This window comes from Agarivorans sp. 2_MG-2023 (assembly GCF_030548085.1).
Taxonomy (GTDB): domain Bacteria; phylum Pseudomonadota; class Gammaproteobacteria; order Enterobacterales; family Celerinatantimonadaceae; genus Agarivorans.
On record NZ_JAUORQ010000011.1, the window covers coordinates 45464 to 62906 of the forward strand.

The 17443-nt window shown below is 44.7% G+C and carries 23 protein-coding genes; 11 read left to right on the plus strand and 12 right to left on the minus strand.

Translation table 11 applies throughout. The annotated features are described in order from the left end of the window. Window positions 1–15: 15 nt before the first annotated feature. From ptsN to Q4549_RS16290, 9 genes are read right to left on the minus strand one after another with little or no spacing between them, the layout of a single operon-like run. The gene (gene ptsN / locus Q4549_RS16250) at window positions 16–459 is read right to left on the minus strand and encodes a PTS IIA-like nitrogen regulatory protein PtsN (RefSeq protein ID WP_137673644.1); all 444 of its coding nucleotides are present in this window, start codon (window positions 457–459) and stop codon (window positions 16–18) included. 8 nt (window positions 460–467) lie between these two features. Beyond that, window positions 468–755, minus strand: coding sequence for a ribosome hibernation promoting factor (gene hpf / locus Q4549_RS16255; protein WP_137673645.1), 288 nt, complete (start codon window positions 753–755; stop codon window positions 468–470). Window positions 756–778: 23 nt separating this feature from the next. Beyond that, the gene (locus tag Q4549_RS16260; RefSeq protein ID WP_303553429.1) at window positions 779–2281 is read right to left on the minus strand and encodes an RNA polymerase factor sigma-54; all 1503 of its coding nucleotides are present in this window, start codon (window positions 2279–2281) and stop codon (window positions 779–781) included. Between the two features lie 50 nt (window positions 2282–2331). After that, on the minus strand, window positions 2332–3057 hold the full coding sequence (gene lptB / locus Q4549_RS16265) for an LPS export ABC transporter ATP-binding protein (RefSeq protein WP_303513952.1): 726 nt from the start codon (window positions 3055–3057) through the stop codon (window positions 2332–2334). A gap of 2 nt (window positions 3058–3059) precedes the next feature. Next, window positions 3060–3599, minus strand: coding sequence for a lipopolysaccharide transport periplasmic protein LptA (gene lptA, locus Q4549_RS16270; protein ID WP_303553430.1), 540 nt, complete (start codon window positions 3597–3599; stop codon window positions 3060–3062). Beyond that, on the minus strand, window positions 3562–4119 hold the full coding sequence (gene lptC, locus Q4549_RS16275) for an LPS export ABC transporter periplasmic protein LptC (RefSeq protein ID WP_137673648.1): 558 nt from the start codon (window positions 4117–4119) through the stop codon (window positions 3562–3564). The genes lptA and lptC overlap by 38 nt, the downstream gene beginning before the upstream one ends. Beyond that, window positions 4116–4667 carry a 3-deoxy-manno-octulosonate-8-phosphatase KdsC gene (kdsC, locus tag Q4549_RS16280; RefSeq protein WP_303553431.1) on the minus strand — a complete coding sequence of 184 codons (552 nt, stop codon included), beginning with the start codon at window positions 4665–4667 and terminating at the stop codon, window positions 4116–4118. The genes lptC and kdsC overlap by 4 nt, the downstream gene beginning before the upstream one ends. Next, on the minus strand, window positions 4667–5632 hold the full coding sequence (locus Q4549_RS16285) for a KpsF/GutQ family sugar-phosphate isomerase (protein ID WP_303553432.1): 966 nt from the start codon (window positions 5630–5632) through the stop codon (window positions 4667–4669). Before Q4549_RS16285 ends, kdsC begins: the two co-directional genes overlap by 1 nt. Window positions 5633–5672: 40 nt before the next feature. Further along, window positions 5673–6641, minus strand: coding sequence for a calcium/sodium antiporter (locus tag Q4549_RS16290; protein ID WP_303553433.1), 969 nt, complete (start codon window positions 6639–6641; stop codon window positions 5673–5675). Between the two features lie 159 nt (window positions 6642–6800). Here Q4549_RS16290 and Q4549_RS16295 point away from each other — a divergent pair, with 159 nt between their 5' ends. From Q4549_RS16295 to murA, 7 genes are read left to right on the plus strand one after another with little or no spacing between them, the layout of a single operon-like run. Further along, on the plus strand, window positions 6801–7589 hold the full coding sequence (locus Q4549_RS16295) for an ATP-binding cassette domain-containing protein (protein WP_303553434.1): 789 nt from the start codon (window positions 6801–6803) through the stop codon (window positions 7587–7589). Then, window positions 7586–8362 (plus strand): lipid asymmetry maintenance ABC transporter permease subunit MlaE, encoded by a 777-nt coding sequence (gene mlaE, locus Q4549_RS16300; RefSeq protein ID WP_303513937.1) that lies wholly within the window; start codon window positions 7586–7588, stop codon window positions 8360–8362. Before Q4549_RS16295 ends, mlaE begins: the two co-directional genes overlap by 4 nt. 14 nt (window positions 8363–8376) lie before the next feature. Then, on the plus strand, window positions 8377–8844 hold the full coding sequence (gene mlaD / locus Q4549_RS16305) for an outer membrane lipid asymmetry maintenance protein MlaD (RefSeq protein ID WP_303513935.1): 468 nt from the start codon (window positions 8377–8379) through the stop codon (window positions 8842–8844). A gap of 2 nt (window positions 8845–8846) precedes the next feature. Continuing rightward, window positions 8847–9485 (plus strand): phospholipid-binding protein MlaC, encoded by a 639-nt coding sequence (locus tag Q4549_RS16310; protein WP_303553435.1) that lies wholly within the window; start codon window positions 8847–8849, stop codon window positions 9483–9485. Then, on the plus strand, window positions 9485–9763 hold the full coding sequence (locus tag Q4549_RS16315; RefSeq protein WP_137673656.1) for a lipid asymmetry maintenance protein MlaB: 279 nt from the start codon (window positions 9485–9487) through the stop codon (window positions 9761–9763). The genes Q4549_RS16310 and Q4549_RS16315 overlap by 1 nt, the downstream gene beginning before the upstream one ends. Window positions 9764–9785: 22 nt before the next feature. Further along, window positions 9786–10040, plus strand: a complete 255-nt coding sequence (locus tag Q4549_RS16320; protein ID WP_137673657.1) for a BolA family protein — start codon at window positions 9786–9788, stop codon at window positions 10038–10040. A gap of 15 nt (window positions 10041–10055) precedes the next feature. Further along, window positions 10056–11321: a UDP-N-acetylglucosamine 1-carboxyvinyltransferase gene (murA, locus tag Q4549_RS16325; RefSeq protein WP_303553436.1), complete on the plus strand. Its 1266-nt coding sequence runs from the start codon at window positions 10056–10058 to the stop codon at window positions 11319–11321. On the opposite strand, the gene degS is transcribed toward murA, so the two are convergent. From degS to Q4549_RS16340, 3 genes are all read right to left on the minus strand, one after another. Continuing rightward, window positions 11305–12450, minus strand: coding sequence for an outer membrane-stress sensor serine endopeptidase DegS (gene degS / locus Q4549_RS16330; RefSeq protein WP_336622628.1), 1146 nt, complete (start codon window positions 12448–12450; stop codon window positions 11305–11307). The two genes, murA and degS, sit on opposite strands and share 17 nt — an antisense overlap. A 46-nt stretch (window positions 12451–12496) precedes the next feature. After that, on the minus strand, window positions 12497–13864 hold the full coding sequence (locus Q4549_RS16335) for a DegQ family serine endoprotease (protein ID WP_303553437.1): 1368 nt from the start codon (window positions 13862–13864) through the stop codon (window positions 12497–12499). 80 nt (window positions 13865–13944) lie between these two features. After that, window positions 13945–14352 (minus strand): YhcB family protein, encoded by a 408-nt coding sequence (locus Q4549_RS16340; RefSeq protein ID WP_137673661.1) that lies wholly within the window; start codon window positions 14350–14352, stop codon window positions 13945–13947. Between the two features lie 107 nt (window positions 14353–14459). Between Q4549_RS16340 and zapE the strand changes: the two genes are divergently transcribed. From zapE to petA, 4 genes are all read left to right on the plus strand, one after another. Next, window positions 14460–15578, plus strand: a complete 1119-nt coding sequence (gene zapE, locus Q4549_RS16345) for a cell division protein ZapE (protein ID WP_303553438.1) — start codon at window positions 14460–14462, stop codon at window positions 15576–15578. A 192-nt stretch (window positions 15579–15770) separates the two neighbouring features. Then, window positions 15771–16199, plus strand: a complete 429-nt coding sequence (gene rplM / locus Q4549_RS16350) for a 50S ribosomal protein L13 (RefSeq protein WP_137673663.1) — start codon at window positions 15771–15773, stop codon at window positions 16197–16199. A 17-nt stretch (window positions 16200–16216) separates the two neighbouring features. Next, window positions 16217–16609: a 30S ribosomal protein S9 gene (gene rpsI, locus Q4549_RS16355; protein ID WP_040306930.1), complete on the plus strand. Its 393-nt coding sequence runs from the start codon at window positions 16217–16219 to the stop codon at window positions 16607–16609. A 242-nt stretch (window positions 16610–16851) separates the two neighbouring features. Further along, window positions 16852–17442: a ubiquinol-cytochrome c reductase iron-sulfur subunit gene (gene petA / locus Q4549_RS16360; RefSeq protein ID WP_137673664.1), complete on the plus strand. Its 591-nt coding sequence runs from the start codon at window positions 16852–16854 to the stop codon at window positions 17440–17442. Window position 17443: the final 1 nt, after the last annotated feature.

The following is a 17443-nucleotide window of genomic DNA, read 5'->3' on the forward strand; positions in this document are numbered from 1 at the left end:
ACGGTGATTAGAGTATTAGGCTACCATGATGTCGTATAATTCGTCATCACTTTGTGCACAACGAAGTTGTTTACATACTTGCTTATCGTTAAGTTTTTCAGCTACTTGAGATAAGGTGTTGAGGTGTTGTTTACACTGATCTTCTGGTACCAGTAAGGCAAAAACCAAATCAACAGGTTTATTGTCAATGGCGTCAAAAGCAATTGGGGGATCACAACGTAAAAAAACAGCGGTTGTTTGATGCTGTTTATCAATGCGGCCATGAGGTATTGCCACGCCTTGCCCGATACCGGTGCTGCCCATTTTTTCTCTATTCAACAAACTCTCAAATATACATTGAGCTGTCGTATCTAGTTGGCCAGCGGCTAGTTCACTAATAATTTCTAAGGCGCGTTTTTTTGAAGAGCATTGGACTGCACTTTGAGTGCAATCCAAGCTTAGTACTTTATCTATTTGCATGGAGGTGACTAATGTTTGTTAAGTTTTTCTTTATGTTTGATAACTTGGCGGTCAAGTTTGTCGATGAGACCATCAATGGCGGCGTACATATCTGAATGTTCAGCGGTAGCGAATAATTCACCGCCATTTAAATGTAAGGTGGCTTCTGCGATTTGATTGAGCTTCTCGACGTTGAGGATGACATGAACATTGTTTATCTGGTCAAATCGTCGAGTGAGCTTGGCAAACTTGTTATGGACATATTCTTTTAAAGACTCAGTAATATCAACGTGGTGTCCGGTAAGATTAATTTGCATAAATATAGTCCCCTTGATTGGCCTTAAAGTAGGCTCTTACGTTGGTTAGAAGGTGGTATCGCTAAAGACTCACGATATTTTGCAATCGTACGTCTTGCCACCTTGATCCCCTGATCTGCCAAAATATCAGCAATCTTACTATCGCTGAGAGGTTTACTGGTATTTTCGGCAGCAACCAGTTTCTTAATTAATGCACGAATAGCGGTAGATGAACATTCACCGCCGCCATCGGTAGCCACATGGCTAGAGAAGAAATATTTAAGTTCGAAAATGCCGCGAGGTGTATGCATGAATTTTTGAGTTGTTACTCGAGAAATCGTTGATTCGTGCATTTCTACTGCTTCGGCCACATCGTTCAGCACCATTGGCTTCATTGCTTCTTCACCGTATTCGAAGAAGGCTTGTTGGTGGTGAACGATACAGTTAGAGACTTTGAGTAAGGTTTCGTTGCGGCTTTCAATGCTCTTAATAAACCACTTGGCTTCTTGTAAGTGGCTACGGATAAACTGAGTATCGGTAGCATTAGACGTTTTACTTAAGGATGCATAGTGAGAGTTTACTCTTAGCTTCGGCATCGCATCGGGGTTTAGCTCTACCACCCAGCGACCTTGGCGCTTCACTACGGAAACATCGGGGATAACGTATTGGGCTTGGTTTGGCTCAACAGCGTTACCCGGGCGTGGTTCTAAGGTGTGAATTAAACGCATCACTTCGCGTAGCTGGTCTTCTTTTAACTTGGTCTTTCGAGCCAATAAGCGAAAATCTCGATTGGCTAATACATCGATATGGTTAGACACCACATCTTTGGCTTCATTTAGCCATGGTGTTTCTGGGGAAAAACGACTTAATTGAATTAACAAGCATTCTTGTAGCGAGCGCGCGGCAATGCCTACGGGGTCGAAATGCTGAATCCGTTTTAGTACTGCTTCAATTTCGTCAAGCTCTACATCTAAGTCGTTATTGTCACTAGAATTGAGGCCATCTAATAATTGTTCACAATCCTGTGTGAGGTAACCTGATTCATCTACTGCATCAATAATGGCTAAAGCAATGGCTTGGTCTACTTCGCTGAAAGGAGTAAGGCGCATTTGCCACAGCATGTGATCTTGTAAGGAATCAACGGTTTCACCTTGGAATAACATATCGTTGTCGTCACCACCGCCACTGCCGCTCGATGAGCTAGCTGGCGCGGAACTGGCGCTATAAATATCGTCCCAAGTGGAGTCTACGGGTAGGTCATCAGAAACAGTTTCTTGGTTAATGGCATCGCCAGCTTCCATTTGGCTGCTGTCTACGTCGGCGCTAGATTCGGCTTCTGTAGATTTTTCATTGGCTGACTTAGCGTCTGTTGCGTCACTATCATTCGAATGTGACTCATCCGCCTCAAGCAGAGGGTTACTTTCCAGAGCCTCTTGAATTTCTTGCTGTAAATCCAGGGTTGAAAGCTGGAGTAAGCGTATGGCCTGTTGTAACTGGGGGGTCATGGTTAACTGCTGACCAAGACGCAACTGCAAAGATGCTTTCATTAACTACCGCTATCCCTTCTTTTTATATTATTTTCTAAGCTGCACTTTAACTATAGCTTGAATTGTTCACCGAGATAAACTCGTTTCACGTGCTCGTTTTCAAGTATTTCTTGTGGCTTACCTGAGGCTATCAATTCACCCTGACTAACGATATAGGCATGCTCACAAACATCGAGAGTTTCCCTTACATTGTGGTCGGTAATTAATACACCTAGACCGCGATCACGCAGGTGTTCAATGATTTTTTTAATATCAATAACGGAAATAGGATCTACCCCAGCGAAGGGTTCGTCAAGCAAAATAAACTTAGGGGCTGCGGCTAAGGCGCGGGCAATTTCTACCCGGCGACGCTCTCCGCCTGATAGGCTCATACCGAGATTTTTGCGAATATGGCCAATATGAAACTCTTCTAGCAAATCGTCCAGTGCGCCAATTTGCTGCTCTTTGTCCAAATCCTTACGGGTTTCTAATACTGCTAGAATATTTTTTTCTACCGATAAACGGCGAAAGATAGAGGCTTCTTGGGGAAGATAACCAATGCCTTTTCGTGCTCGAGTATGCATAGCGGTGCTAGACAGATCATCGTCATCGATAAGTATTCGGCCTTGGTCTCGTGGCACTAGACCAACCACCATGTAGAAGGTAGTGGTTTTACCGGCGCCGTTTGGCCCTAGTAAACCAACAATTTTCCCGGTTTCTACATTTAAACTGACGTTCTTTACTACCTTGCGACCTTTGTAGCTTTTGGCAAGGTTCTCAGCGATTAAGGTACTCATGATTACTCATTGTCCTCGGGGGAGAGTTCTTCTAATTGCTGAGGCAGGAAAATAGTGGTCACACGATTATTTTCATCGCCTTGAGCAACCATCTCTTGTTTATTAATGCTGTATTTAATCATTTGGCCTTTTACTAAGCTCTCTTCTTGCTTGAGCTGAGCATTGTTAGTTAAGGTGAGGGTCTGCGTTTTTAAATCGTAACGCACCTCGTTGGCCTCTGCTTCAATTGGCTTGCCGCTGTCTAGTAGTTGGTAAAAAGTTGCCGGTTCGCCTTTGGCGATCATCACCTCGCTGCCTTTTTCTTCACTACCTATTACGCTGAGTTCTTCGGCGTGCATTTTTATTGAACCTTGAGTCACCACTACATTATTGTAGAAAGTGACGCGGTTTTCTTTGATGTTGACCTGCTGGCGGTCGGCATCAACAATAATTTGTTTGTTGAAGTCGTCTTCAAGTGCTTGAGAACCCCAAGAAAGCATAAACAAGCTAGCCGCTAGCGCTAACTTACTCTTGTGGGTTGTGGTAAACCGCTTCGATATCATCTAATAAAGTCACTATTTCGTTAGCTAGATCACCGTCCATGCCAACACCATACAGTTCGTACGATGGGCCATACACGGTAACAGGTTGATCGCTGCTCATGGTTTCGCTTTGCAGATCGATTTCCAAACTTTCGGTAATTATGTCGCGAACATACTCGCCACGACTTAAGTTTTTAATCACTACATTGTCATTTAAGGTGACAGTTTGTTGCTGCTGTACTGTAGCGTGATCAGCCACAATTTGCCATACAGGTTGACGAGGATCTGGGTAAACCAAAATCTTTGGTTGAGTAAATTCTGTGTGCTTAAGTTGTTCAAAAAACTCCATTTGTTCGGCGTAGATACGGTAACGTGGGCTGCCGTTTTCGCCAAAGCTGACGCTATAGAGTTTCTCTGCAACAAAGTTGGGCTTGCTGGCTTCGCGTTGAGCGCTTTGTTGTTTAGGATCTGAGGGGCTTAATTGCCACAACACCAAGGCGAGAACGAACAGGCTAGCAAAAAACAGCGTAACGCGATTCATACACTCATACCTTGAGCATGTTCTAGCTGATCTTTGGCTTGCAGTATCAGATCACAAAGCTCGCGTACCGCGCCAAAACCACCTGGGGTAATGGTAACTAAGTTAGCATCTTGTTTACACAGCGGGTGGGCGTCATGTACGGCAACACCTAAGCCACACGCGCGCATTACCGGCGTATCAACCACATCATCGCCAATGTATGCCACTTCGTCAGCTGCCAGGTTGAGTTGTTCGAGCATTTGTTGGTAGGCCACCATCTTGTTTTGTTGGCCTTGGTAAATGCGGTTTACACCTAAAGCCTGCATGCGTTTTTCTACAATAGTAGATTGGCGGCCGGTAATAATGGCCACTTCTACACCAATGTTTAACAAGGCTTTAATGCCAAAGCCATCGTGAGTATGAAAGGCTTTTAGCTCTTCACCATCATTGCCAAGGTAAATTCGGCCATCGGAAAACACTCCATCAACATCGCAAATAAGCAATTTGATGTTTTTAGCACGGGTAAAGTTTTGCGAGCTTACCGAGCCATAAGGTGTGTCAATAGTCATTAATATACTCCAGCCTGCAGCAGGGTATGCATGTTAAAGGCACCCACTACGGTCTGTTGGTTCAATACAAACAAGCCGTTAATTGATTTTGCTTTCATCAGCTTTAAGGCGTCAAAGGCTAACCAAGAGTCTTCAATGACTTTTGGGTTTTGAGTCATTACTTGGCCAATTGGTGTGTCATGTATATCGATGCGTTGATCAAGTATTCGACGTAAGTCGCCGTCAGTAAAAATACCGACCAATTGCTGTTTAGCATCAACAATTCCCACCATACCTAAACCTTTGGCAGTAATTTCGAACAATGCTTCACGAATAGTTTGTTCGACTGTTACTAGAGGGATTTGTTCCCCGCTTAGCATTAAGTCACTCACACTTAACAATAATTTTTTACCTAAAGTGCCGCCAGGATGAGAGAGAGCAAAATCATCGGCAGTAAACCCACGGGCTTCTAATAGTGCTACTGCCAACGCGTCGCCCATTACTAAGGTTGCTGTAGAGCTGGCGGTAGGCGCTAACCCTAATGGGCAGGCTTCACGAGGCACTGAGATACATAAATGGTAGTTGGCAAGCTTGGCCATAGACGAGTTAGGGTTGCTGGTCATCGCAATAGAACGAACACCAATTCGGTTAAATACAGGGTAGAGCGAGAGTATCTCTTCAGATTCACCAGAATTAGACAAGGCTAATACAATGTCTTCGGCGGCAATCATGCCTAAATCACCATGGCAGGCTTCGCCAGGATGAACAAAAAATGCAGGGGTGCCGGTAGAGGCTAAAGTAGCGGCAATTTTATTGGCAATGTGGCCTGATTTACCCATACCCGTAAGAATCACCTTACCTTTACAGGCTAATAGCATTTCGCAGGCGGCGGCAAATTCTTGATCAATATATTGATGGAGATTTTCAATAGCTAAGCTTTCAATCTCAAGGACTTGCTTGGCTGAAGCAATGTAATCAAACGACACTCATTTCCCCTTAGTTTCTTAAATCAGTAATAACAGCTGCTTAGGCTAGAAATAATAGCAGTTGATAGCCTATGAAGCCGCTTAACAATAAGCCGCCTTCCCAACGAGTGATTTTGCGGCTTTTACCAAAGCCCATCGCCATGATGAACAACAGTACAGTAACACCCATCATCACATAAAAATCGCGACCAGCGGCGTTGGCGTCAATTGCCCCTGGCGCTATGAACGCCGGGACAGCCAGTACTGCTAGAATGTTAAACAGATTAGAGCCGATAATATTGCCCAGAACTAGGTCATCCTCTTTCTTGATGACACCGGCTACACAGGCTGCTAGCTCTGGCAAGCTGGTGCCAATGGCAATAATGGTGAGGCCAATCACCAAGTCGCTCATACCAAAGTAACGAGCAATCTCCGAGGCAGAACCCACTAATAAATCAGCACTAAGTGGAAGTACAACCATACCCACCGCTAGCCAAAGCAATGCTTTGCCAGTTGGTACATCGTTAGGTACTTCTGATTCTGCTTCTTCGATCATTGGGTCAACGTTGGCGCCTTTGCGCTGGCGCAATGAGTTGATAATTAAGTAGGCCATTAACGCTACAAACAGAGTGAGTAATACAAACCCTTCTTGGTAACCTAGGTGTTTATCATGAAGCACCCAGCCGGCAACTGCGGTGGCCACTAATACCATAGGTAGCTCTCTAAACAGGGTAGAGGAGGATACTATCAGCGGTTTAAGTAAGGCGGTGATGCCTAGTACCAGAGTAATGTTGGTGATATTAGAGCCAATTACGTTGCCCACGGCGGTATTCATTTTGTCTTCTAGGGCGGCAGTGGCTGACACCATAACCTCTGGTGCAGAAGAACCTAAAGCCACAATAGTTAAGCCGATGATCATTGGTGGTAAACCAAAATTATTAGCAATGGCGGCTGCACCATAAACAAAGCGGTCGGCACTCCACACCAACAGTGCGAGGCCCAATACCAATAATAAACATTCAACTAACATGTGAATCCTTCAGTTATAAAACATCAACGATGCAAAAAAATCGGAGCATTGTCGGCATTTTCCCTGCAAAAGGGAAGAGTTTAGCCTTGAGTGTCATCAATTATCTCAATAATATGTCTGCCTTGGCCAATCAAGATTGCTCACGGAGTGGCGGATAGTTTGATTGAAGTAAAAAAACTGGCATTTCAGCGCGCTAATAAAGTCATTTTTGATGGCTTAGATTTGCGTATCCAACGCGGTAAAATCACAGCCATTATGGGCCCCAGCGGAATTGGCAAAACTACCTTGCTCAAGCTTATTGGTGGGCAGTTACAACCCACCGCGGGTGAGGTATTGATTGATGGACAGAATGTGCATCAGCTCAAACGGAATGAATTATTTAAACTGCGTAAACGCATTGGTATGTTGTTTCAAAGTGGCGCTTTGTTTAGTGATTTAAATGTGTTTGAGAACGTTGCATTCCCGCTGCGTGAGCATACTCAGTTGCCGGAAGCAGTATTACGCAACCTGGTATTAATGAAGCTGCAAACCGTGGGCTTGCGCGGTACAGCTAAGTTGATGCCGAGCGATCTATCCGGCGGAATGGCTCGTCGAGTGGCGCTGGCCAGAGCGATAGCGCTAGAACCCGAAATAATCCTTTATGATGAACCGTTCGTGGGCCAAGACCCTATTTCAATGGGGGTATTGATTAAGTTAATTCAAGGGCTTAATCAAAGCTTGCAGCTTACCTCAGTGATTGTTTCTCATGATGTAAACGAAGTACTTAGCATTGCTGACTACGTTTTTGTGATAGACGGCCACAGCGTACTAGCCCAAGGCAGTGTTGCCGACATCGCGGCGAATCCAAACCTGCGTTTAGCGCAATTTCTAAAAGGTCAAGCCGATGGCCCAGCTGCTTTTCATTATCCCGCAGACGATTACGCTAGCGCACTGAAGGCAAGCTTATGATTGAATTTATTGCAAGGTTAGGGCGTAACGCTTTAGCTCGAGTTAGCGCCATTGGCCGAGCGAGTTTGATGCTTTGGCATGCATTGGCGACTTGGCCGAGTGCTCAGCTTGTAAAAGATACGGTTAAACAAGTTTATGTGGTGGGGGTGCAATCTCTGCCAATTATTCTGGTTTCTGGCTTATTTATTGGCATGGTGTTGGCACTGCAGGGCTATCATATTTTAGTCGACTTTGGTGCTGAGACTAGCCTAGGTCCTATGGTTGCTTTGTCTTTATTGCGTGAGTTAGGTCCTGTGGTTACCGCGTTGTTGTTCGCAGGGCGGGCAGGTTCCGCCTTAACCGCTGAAATTGGTTTGATGAAAACAACAGAACAGCTATCTAGTATGGAGATGATGGCGGTAGATCCACTTAAACGAGTGGTTGCTCCACGCTTATGGGCTGGCTTTATTGCTATGCCACTACTGACCTTAATGTTTAACCTGGTGGGAATATGGGGCGGTTTTTTGGTTGGCGTAGAGTGGCTAGGTGTCGATAACGGTAGCTTTTGGTCGATTACCGCAGCCTCTATTGAATTTGGCCAAGACATTGGCAATGGCATGATAAAAAGTGCGGTGTTTGCCATCACCGTTGTATGGGTAGCATTGTTTAATGGTTACGACGCTTTGCCCAGTGCTCAAGGGATTAGTCAAGCTACAACTCGCAGCGTGGTTCACGCGTCGTTGTTGGTATTAGCTTTAGATTTTGTATTAACCGCATTAATGTTTGGCAGCTAGGTTTAGGGAATAACATGAAAGTAAATAAAGTAGAGTTGTCGGTAGGCGCATTTGTTTTGTTAGGCATTGCTGCCTTATTGGTGTTGGCTTTAAAAATCGCAGATAGCCAATTTGGAAACAATACTGATACGTATACCTTGTATGCCAAGTTCGACAATATTGGTGGTTTAAAAGCTCGTTCACCAGTGAAAGTAGGGGGCGTTGTCGTCGGTCGTGTAGAACAGATTAACCTAGATATAGAAGATTACATGCCAAAGGTAACGTTAAGCATGTATCGCCAATACGGTTATTATCCAGAAACCAGTTCCTTATCAATTCTTACTGCTGGTTTGTTAGGTGAGCAGTACATTGGTCTAACTCCTGGTTTTGTATTAGAAGACATAGAGAACTTGAATGACGGTGACGTGATTGAAGACACCAAATCGGCCATAGTATTAGAAGAACTGATTGGTCAGTTTCTATTTTCGGTATCGGAGGAGTAAGCATGTTTATACGCAGCTTGATGTTGGTAGTGTCGCTATTGCTTAGTGCCAGTGCTTGGGCCGATGAAGTTGACGACAACCCTTATCGCTTAATGGCTTATGTAGCAGATCAAACTTTTAGCCGCTTGGCTGAAGTGGATCGTGAAGCCGCTGATGCTGACCAACAAATCGAAGACATTGTGCGCGAGCAGCTGATGCCGCATATTGATTATCGCTATGCGTCGTTTGTGGTGTTGGGAAAACAAATAAAAAAAACCACTAAAGAACAAAGAAGTGAGTTTACCGCTGCGTTCAAAGAATACTTAGTGAGTACTTACAAGCAGGCTTTAGGGCAATACAAGCAGCAGCAGGTGTCGATTGAACCTGAGAAGTCAGTTGAAGGGAAAAAGAAAGTCGGCGTAAAAGCGCAATTTATTGATGGCGAACGCCCGCCGATTAAACTCGAGTTTAAGTTTCGTAAACTCAAGAAAAAAACCGAAGACAGCAGCGACCGTTGGTTGGCTTACGACTTGATCGCTGAAGGTGTTAGTTTGCTGTCAACGAAGCAATCAGAAATGGACAGTTTAATTCGTAGTAACGGTATAGACGGTGTCATTAAGTTGCTGCAAGACAAAAACTTTGCCGCACACGAGGCCAAGTAATGAGCGCTGAGCTTAAGCTTGAGCAGCAAACGCTTCGTTTAATTGGTGAGTGGAACGCAGATGATGTTGCCGCTCAGTGGCCCCAGTTAGCAAAGTGCCAAGCCACAGAACTCGACTTGGCCAAACTTAAGCGGATTGACTCTGCAGGAATAGCCGCTATCATCACCGCCTTAAAACCTGAACCTAGCAATCGCTTAATTGTTAAGCATTGCCCTGATCAAGCCAAGCAGCTGTTTACTCTCTATGAGTTAGACGCCTTGCTGCAATTTGAAAACTAAAGCACATTAGCGGAGCGTTATAATGCAACCAGAACAAATTGAACAAATTTTATCGCAAGCGCTTGAGCTAGACCATGTGCAAGTAACTGGGGAAGGTAATCACTTTCAAGTTGTTGCTGTTGGTGCAATGTTTACGGAACTATCGCGCGTTAAAAAACAACAAGCGGTATACGCACCACTGAAAGAGTACATTGCGAGTAACGAAATTCACGCTTTAGGGATTAAGGCGTTCACTCCTGATGAATGGCAAAAGCAACAAAAATTTGGCCAACTGTAGTCGCTAGGAGTAGTTGTGGATAAGTTTAGAATTGAAGGTGGCTGTCGTTTAGAAGGCGAAGTGGCCATCTCTGGTGCAAAAAATGCGGCTTTGCCGATCCTTTTTGCTACCTTGTTATGTGAAGAGCAAGTGACCTTGCACAATGTCCCTCAATTAAGAGACATTGGCACAACCTGTAAAATGCTTGAGCATTTAGGCCGCGAAGTAGAAGTCAGCGGCGAAACCGTGATTGTTAAAGCCGGTAAAGCTAATGACTTTGTTGCGCCTTACGATTTAGTAAAAACCATGCGTGCTTCTATTATGGCACTAGGTCCATTAGTTGCCCGCTATGGTGAAGCCGACGTATCACTACCTGGTGGTTGTGCCATTGGTGCACGTCCAGTTAATTTGCATATTCATGGTTTGGAGCTAATGCAAGCCAACATGAGTGTTGAAGACGGTTATGTAAAAGCCCGTGTAGACGGCCGCTTGAAGGGCGCCCGAATCTTCATGGATATGGTGAGCGTAACTGGCACTGAAAACCTGATGATGGCGGCGGCGTTAGCTGAAGGCGAAACCATTATTGAAAACGCTGCTCGTGAACCTGAAGTGGTAGACCTAGCCGACTTCTTAAACACCCTTGGCGCCGATATTAAAGGTGCGGGTACCGACACTATCGTAGTTACTGGCGTAGACAGCCTACACAGCGGTGAATACAGTGTATTGCCAGACCGCATAGAAACCGGTACTTACCTAGTAGGGGCAGCGGTAACGGGCGGTAAAGTGCGTTGTACTCATACTGACCCTACACTGATGGAATCGGTATTGGCCAAGCTTGAAGAAGCGGGTGCAAATGTAAGCAGTGGCAGTGATTGGATTGAAGTAGACATGCAAGGCTGCTCACTTAAAGCGGTTAATGTTAAAACAGCGCCGCACCCAGCTTTCCCTACCGACATGCAAGCCCAGTTCACGGTACTAAATATTGTGGCCGAAGGGACTGGTCATGTGACTGAAACGATTTTTGAAAACCGTTTTATGCATGTACCCGAGCTGATGCGTATGGGCGCAGAAATAGAGCTGGAAGGCAACACCGCTATTTGTAAGCATTCAGATCACCTAACGGGCGCCCAAGTAATGGCGACTGATTTACGTGCTTCTGCAAGCTTAGTGATTGCGGCTTTGGTGGCTGAAGGCGAAACCGTGGTCGACCGGATTTACCATATCGACCGTGGTTATCAAAATATTGAAACTAAGTTTGCTAAATTAGGCGCCAAAATAACGCGTTTTAACGACCGCTCGTAGGTCGAACTGGCAGTTTTAGTTCGGTAATAGTAACGGGGAGCTCTAGCAGTTCCCCGTTTCTGTATAAGCGAACCATGATCTCTGAACCCGGTCGTGTTTCTGCAACAATATCCATGGCCTGTTTAATCGATTCAATATCTTGGCCGGCTAAACTCACTAAAATATCGTTAGCCAAAATACCAGCTTTTCCTGCTGGCCCTTGTGGGTCTATACCACTAACAATAACTCCGCGTGTTTCATTTAATTTAAGACGTGAAGCCAGTAGTGGAGTGATTTTTTGCCCATCTAAACCTAAATAACCACGTACAATCGTGCCGTCTTTAATCAGGCTCTGCATGATCTTTTTAGCTAATACAAAAGGGATAGCAAAGCTAATACCGTAAGTATCTGCTGCATCGTTTAAGTGATAGGCCGAGGTATTAATGCCTACTAACTCACCGCGAGTATTGACTAAGGCACCGCCAGAATTACCACGGTTAATAGCAGCATCTGTTTGCAGAAAGTCTTGACGACCGGTAGAGCTCATCCCACTACGGCCCGCTGCACTAATTATACCTTGAGTAATCGTTTGGCCCACGTTATATGGGTTACCAATAGCCAGTACTACGTCACCCACTTGGGTGGCAAGTTGGTCGTTTTGCGGAATTACCGGTAAATCTGGAGAGGCGTCAATCTTCAGCACGGCTAAGTCAGTGATGATGTCTCCACCGACTAACTCAGCGTTAAATACTCGTCCGTCTTGTAAGGCAATAACAATTTGGTCTGAATTGGCAATCACGTGCAGATTGGTTAAAACAAAGCCCTGCTTCGACATGATCACGCCCGATCCCAAACCTTGAGATTCTAGCTGGCTGTCTACGTTCACATAAGATTGCAGGAAGCTGCGAGTATAAATGTTTACAACGGCAGGAGCCGCTCGTCTAGAGGCTTGTGCGTAACTAACCAATGGGGTATCGGTATAGTCGTCTAATAGCTGCTTGCTGTTCTCCCGAAACTCAGGGAAGGCAAACAAAATTCCGATTGCCATTGCTAAACCAAAAATAGCAGGCTTGAGTAAATACTTGATTATAGCTAACAATTGTTCTTCTCCAGCTAGAGTCTCAGCATAGCACGCTGATTCTAGAGACAAAAGAAAAGGCGACTAATAAGTCGCCTTTGTTGTTAGCTTATTCAGTTTACTGAATGATGCGGTACAAGTTTTCGTCACCGCGTTGAATATTTACAGCGAGTACTTTGGGTTCGGTTTCTAGTAGCTCGCGTAAGTCGGCGATGCTGCTAATTCGGATTTTGTTAATGCCGATAATAATATCGCCTTCTTCAAAACCGTTAGCAAAGGCCTTTGAGTTGCGTTGAATTTTGCTGACCACTACGCCAGAAATATCTGCGCCTTTAGCGGTAGAACTCAAACTTGCGCCTTCTAGGGCTGGATGCATAACTTTAGCATTAATGTTTTGTTCTTCAGCTTGCTGCAAAGTAACTTTAAAACTAATGTCTTCGCCATCTCGAATCGCGCCGATCTTAATGGTTTTGCCTGCACCCATGGTACCGATTTTAGCGCGCAGCTCAGCAAAGCTTTTCACCTTTTTATCATCAACAGCAATAATAATATCGCCTGGCTTAATGCCTGCTTGATCTGCTGCTGAGCCTTGCATCACTTGGTTTACGAATGCGCCGTGCTGCGAGTCGGTACCAAAGGCTTTGGCTAAATCGCTGTTTAGTTCGCCACCAGTAACGCCTAATACGCCGCGGCGTACTTCCCCGAATTCAATAATTTGGTCTGCGAGGTTACGTACCATGTTGCTTGGGATGGCAAATCCAATACCAATATTACCGCCATTAGGAGCGATAATGGCGGTGTTAATACCGATTAACTCACCGCGTAAGTTAATTAACGCGCCACCTGAGTTACCGCTATTAATGGCAGCATCAGTTTGAATAAAGTTCTCGAGGTTTTCGATATTTAAGCCGCTACGACCTAGTGCACTAACAATGCCTGAGGTAACCGTTTGGCCAAGACCAAATGGATTGCCAATAGCGATGGCAAAGTCACCCACTCGGAGTTCATCAGAATCAGACAGCTTTATATCAACCAGCTCGTCGGCATCAATTTTTAGTAGGGCAATATCGGTGTGGCGGTCACTGCCTAATACTTCTGCTTCAAAGGTGCGGCCATCTTTTAAGGTCACTACGATTTCGTCAGCTTCATGAATAACGTGATAGTTAGTAATCACGTAACCCTTTTTAGCATCAATCACTACGCCCGAGCCTAAACCCTGAAATGGACGCTCTTGTTCGCCTGTATCTGGGTTACCACCGGGTCCGAAGAAATACTTAAATAACTCTGGGAGTTGTTGCTGAGAGACTTTAGTCCCTGCAACTGAGATATTCACCACTGCGGGGGTGGTTTGCTCCAGTACTGGGGCTAAACTAGGCAGAGGCTCTCCACCTACAGAAAACGGCAGTGCAGCCTGAGCTTGCAGTGTGGTGGTGCCAAGGAAAAGTGAAAACAGCAAAATGACAAATTTCTTTGTGGACTTGCTCATTTAAATACCCTCAATAAACAGTTGTCATGATAAAAAAGCAGGATCTTAAAGACCCTGCTTAGTTTAAAAAGTTCAATGATTTAGCTAGCTTTACGCTGCGCTTCGGTAAATAAACCTGATGGCTCGTTAGAATAGTCTTTAGGCTGAGCGTCATTTGATTCAACGCTGTCATCTACTTCTAACTTTTCTTGATAATCGGCGAATAGCTGCGGCTGGGCTACGTCATCACTAATCAATGATTTTGACTGACTTGCCATATGCTCGTAAATGCCTTGGTACTGCTTAGCCATATCTTCAAGTAGTTGGGCACTGGTAGAAAAGTGCTCCTGAACTTGCTCTTTATAGCTATCTAATTCGGCTTTGTTTTGTGCTAACTCTTGCTTCATGCTGGCGTCGTTAGTTCCGGCTGGTTTAGATGCCATACGACTAAGGAAGAAACCAATAGCGACACCAATAAGAAGAAAAATCATACTGCTAATTGCGCTCATATTATTCCTTTGTTGGTCTTGATGAACTTTCAATATACTTGAGAATGGTTTCACATGGTACTATCAATTTTGGTCTAATTTTTGCGGGTTTTGGGAATAGGGAAAGGATGACTCCACAGCGACAATATGAGCAAGATCTGCAACGTGATGATTTTGTAAAAGACAATGCACAAGCCTTTGCAGTGGCTCAGTTACAAAGAGTTTACGAACAACTCTCTGATAAACCAGCGTTAACACTAAGCCAACCTTCTTTATTCGGAAAACTAAAAGCACGCTTTTCGAGGAGCCAGGAAGTGGCCCGCCAGCACAGTGTACAAGGCCTTTATATGTGGGGCGGAGTAGGTAGGGGGAAAACCTATCTTATGGATACCTTTTTTAATTGCCTGCCGCAGCAGCGTAAAATGCGGGTGCACTTTCACCGCTTTATGCAGCGAGTTCATCACGAACTCAAAACCCTTGATGGGCAAAGTAATCCGCTTGAAACAGTCGCCGACCGCTTAATTACTGAAGCAGAGGTTATCTGTTTTGACGAGTTTTTTGTTTCAGACATTACTGACGCAATGCTGTTGGGCACTTTGTTTGAGGCCTTGTTTGAGCGTGGCGTTACGCTGGTGGCGACTTCAAATATTCCACCTGAAGATCTTTACCGAAATGGCTTACAGCGTCAGCGTTTCATGCCGACTATAAAGTTAATTCAACAACACTGCCAAATACTGAATGTAGATGGTGGTAGCGATTATCGAATGCGTACCCTTAATGAGGCTGAGATTTATCATTACCCTTTAGATAAACAAGCCGAACAAAATCTAGCGCAATATTTTTTACAATTGTCTAACGAGCCTCGCCAGCAACTTGGTCAAATTGAAATAAATCAACGGATGATTAATTTTGTCAATGAAGCCGACAGTGTATTGCATATAGAGTTTGCTGAACTGTGTGAAGGCGCGCGTAGTCAATTGGATTACATTGAGTTGGCAAGGCTCTACCACACGGTATTGCTATCGGGCGTGGTGGCCATGGGTGCTAAAAATGACGACGCTGCTCGCCGCTTTATTGCCCTAATTGACGAGTTTTATGAGCGTAATGTTACGCTTATTATTGCTGCCGAGGTGGCGCTAGAGAAATTGTATAAAGGGGGACGCTTAAGTTTTGAATTTGAACGCTGTTTGTCTCGTTTACAGGAAATGCAGTCTCACGAATATCTAGAAAGAGAGCACTTACCTTAAATAATCTAGATTAAAGGTGGTTTTTTTTTGTACTTCCCCTATAATCTTGCCACCCCACGTTACATGTCACCGATTTGGTGGCACTAACAGTCAAGTCTACTCCGTATTCGAAGGGATACCATGAGTGGCTATTTTCACGTTTGTGATTTTCACAAACACGTGTGTAACAGTTATTTTGGGTTATATATACAAATGAAAACTTTTGTAGCCAAGCCAGACAGCGTAAAACGCGACTGGTACGTTGTAGATGCAGATGGTAAAACTCTGGGTCGTATCGCAACTGAAATCGCTTCTCGCCTACGCGGTAAGCATAAAGCTGAATATACTCCTCACGTAGATACTGGCGATTACATCGTCGTAATCAACGCTGAGAAAGTAGCCGTAACGGGCAACAAAGCGAAAGGTAAAATTTACCACTCGCACACTGGTTACCCTGGTGGCTTAAAATCAATTAGCTTTGAAAAGTTAATCGATAAAGCACCTGAGCGTGTTATCCAGTCTGCAGTGAAAGGTATGTTGCCAAAAGGTCCTCTAGGCCGTGCAATGTTCCGTAAACTGAAAGTATTCGCTGGACCTGAGCACACTCATGCGGCTCAGCAACCACAAGTATTAGACATTTAAGTTACGGAATTTTAATAATGGCTGAGAATCAATACTACGGCACTGGCCGTCGCAAAAGCTCTACTGCTCGCGTATTTTTAAAAGCAGGTAGTGGTAACATCACTGTAAACAACCGCACTTTGGACGTTTACTTTGGCCGTGAAACTGCTCGTATGGTAGTTCGTCAACCACTTGAACTAACTGAATTGTTAGAAAAAGTTGACTTACTCGTTACAGTTAAAGGTGGTGGCACAACTGGTCAAGCTGGTGCTATTCGTCACGGTATTACACGTGCACTAATGGAATACGACGAAAGTCTACGTCCTGAATTACGTAAAGCTGGCTTCGTTACTCGCGATGCTCGTAAAGTTGAGCGTAAGAAAGTTGGTCTACGTAAAGCACGTCGTCGTCCGCAGTTCTCTAAACGTTAATTGCTACGCACATTCGTGTTACAAAAAAGCTCGGCTATGCCGGGCTTTTCTTTATTCTAAAAGGTTAAAAACCTTGATTTCCCTTGTCAATTTGTGTGTTTTTTATTACTATTTTGTTCGCATTTACCTGCAATAATGTAGTAGCAAGTAAACGCTACCAGTAGCAGAAAAACGCTACCTTGTGCAGCATGCCGCAAGGAAAATTACAATAATTGCGCGGATCCTTACCGGAGAGACATTGGATGAGCAACGCTCCTGTCGATGCTGGCCGTCGTCGCTTCCTAACCTGGACAACAGCTGTTGTCGGTGGTGTAGGAGCAACGTTTGCCGCAGTACCTTTTATCAGTTCATGGAATCCGAGTGCCAAAGCTAAAGCAGCTGGAGCACCGGTAGAAGTGGATGTTAGCAAAATAGAACCTGGACAATTACTACGTGTAGAATGGCGTGGTAAGCCTGTTTGGGTGGTTAGCCGTCCTCAATCGGTTCTCGATAACTTGAACACCCTTGGTGACAAGTTACGTGATCCTGACTCTGAGGAGCCTCAACAGCCTGAATACACAGTCAATGTGCATCGCTCAATTAAGCCTGAGCTGTTCATTGGTGTTGGTTTGTGTACTCACCTCGGTTGTTCACCTACTTACTTACCTGGTAGCTTTGGTGAGCAAGTTCAAGGTGTTGAATACGGATTCTTCTGCCCATGTCATGGTTCGAAATTTGATATGGCTGGACGGGTTTTCCAAAGTGTACCCGCACCACTGAATTTGGTTGTACCTCCTCATCATTACGTTGATGAAACAACCATTTTGGTCGGTTTGGACCAGGGAGAGGCATAAG

Coding starts and splice junctions, on each gene's coding strand:
- ptsN (WP_137673644.1), bottom strand. CDS start 459: ATGCAAATAGATAAAGTACTAAGCTTGGATTGCACTCAAAGTGCAGTC.
- hpf (WP_137673645.1), bottom strand. CDS start 755: ATGCAAATTAATCTTACCGGACACCACGTTGATATTACTGAGTCTTTA.
- Q4549_RS16260 (WP_303553429.1), bottom strand. CDS start 2,281: ATGAAAGCATCTTTGCAGTTGCGTCTTGGTCAGCAGTTAACCATGACC.
- lptB (WP_303513952.1), bottom strand. CDS start 3,057: ATGAGTACCTTAATCGCTGAGAACCTTGCCAAAAGCTACAAAGGTCGC.
- lptA (WP_303553430.1), bottom strand. CDS start 3,599: ATGATATCGAAGCGGTTTACCACAACCCACAAGAGTAAGTTAGCGCTA.
- lptC (WP_137673648.1), bottom strand. CDS start 4,119: ATGAATCGCGTTACGCTGTTTTTTGCTAGCCTGTTCGTTCTCGCCTTG.
- kdsC (WP_303553431.1), bottom strand. CDS start 4,667: ATGACTATTGACACACCTTATGGCTCGGTAAGCTCGCAAAACTTTACC.
- Q4549_RS16290 (WP_303553433.1), bottom strand. CDS start 6,641: ATGTTAGTTGAATGTTTATTATTGGTATTGGGCCTCGCACTGTTGGTG.
- mlaE (WP_303513937.1), top strand. CDS start 7,586: ATGATTGAATTTATTGCAAGGTTAGGGCGTAACGCTTTAGCTCGAGTT.
- mlaD (WP_303513935.1), top strand. CDS start 8,377: ATGAAAGTAAATAAAGTAGAGTTGTCGGTAGGCGCATTTGTTTTGTTA.
- Q4549_RS16310 (WP_303553435.1), top strand. CDS start 8,847: ATGTTTATACGCAGCTTGATGTTGGTAGTGTCGCTATTGCTTAGTGCC.
- Q4549_RS16315 (WP_137673656.1), top strand. CDS start 9,485: ATGAGCGCTGAGCTTAAGCTTGAGCAGCAAACGCTTCGTTTAATTGGT.
- Q4549_RS16320 (WP_137673657.1), top strand. CDS start 9,786: ATGCAACCAGAACAAATTGAACAAATTTTATCGCAAGCGCTTGAGCTA.
- Q4549_RS16335 (WP_303553437.1), bottom strand. CDS start 13,864: ATGAGCAAGTCCACAAAGAAATTTGTCATTTTGCTGTTTTCACTTTTC.
- Q4549_RS16340 (WP_137673661.1), bottom strand. CDS start 14,352: ATGAGCGCAATTAGCAGTATGATTTTTCTTCTTATTGGTGTCGCTATT.
- zapE (WP_303553438.1), top strand. CDS start 14,460: ATGACTCCACAGCGACAATATGAGCAAGATCTGCAACGTGATGATTTT.
- rplM (WP_137673663.1), top strand. CDS start 15,771: ATGAAAACTTTTGTAGCCAAGCCAGACAGCGTAAAACGCGACTGGTAC.
- rpsI (WP_040306930.1), top strand. CDS start 16,217: ATGGCTGAGAATCAATACTACGGCACTGGCCGTCGCAAAAGCTCTACT.
- petA (WP_137673664.1), top strand. CDS start 16,852: ATGAGCAACGCTCCTGTCGATGCTGGCCGTCGTCGCTTCCTAACCTGG.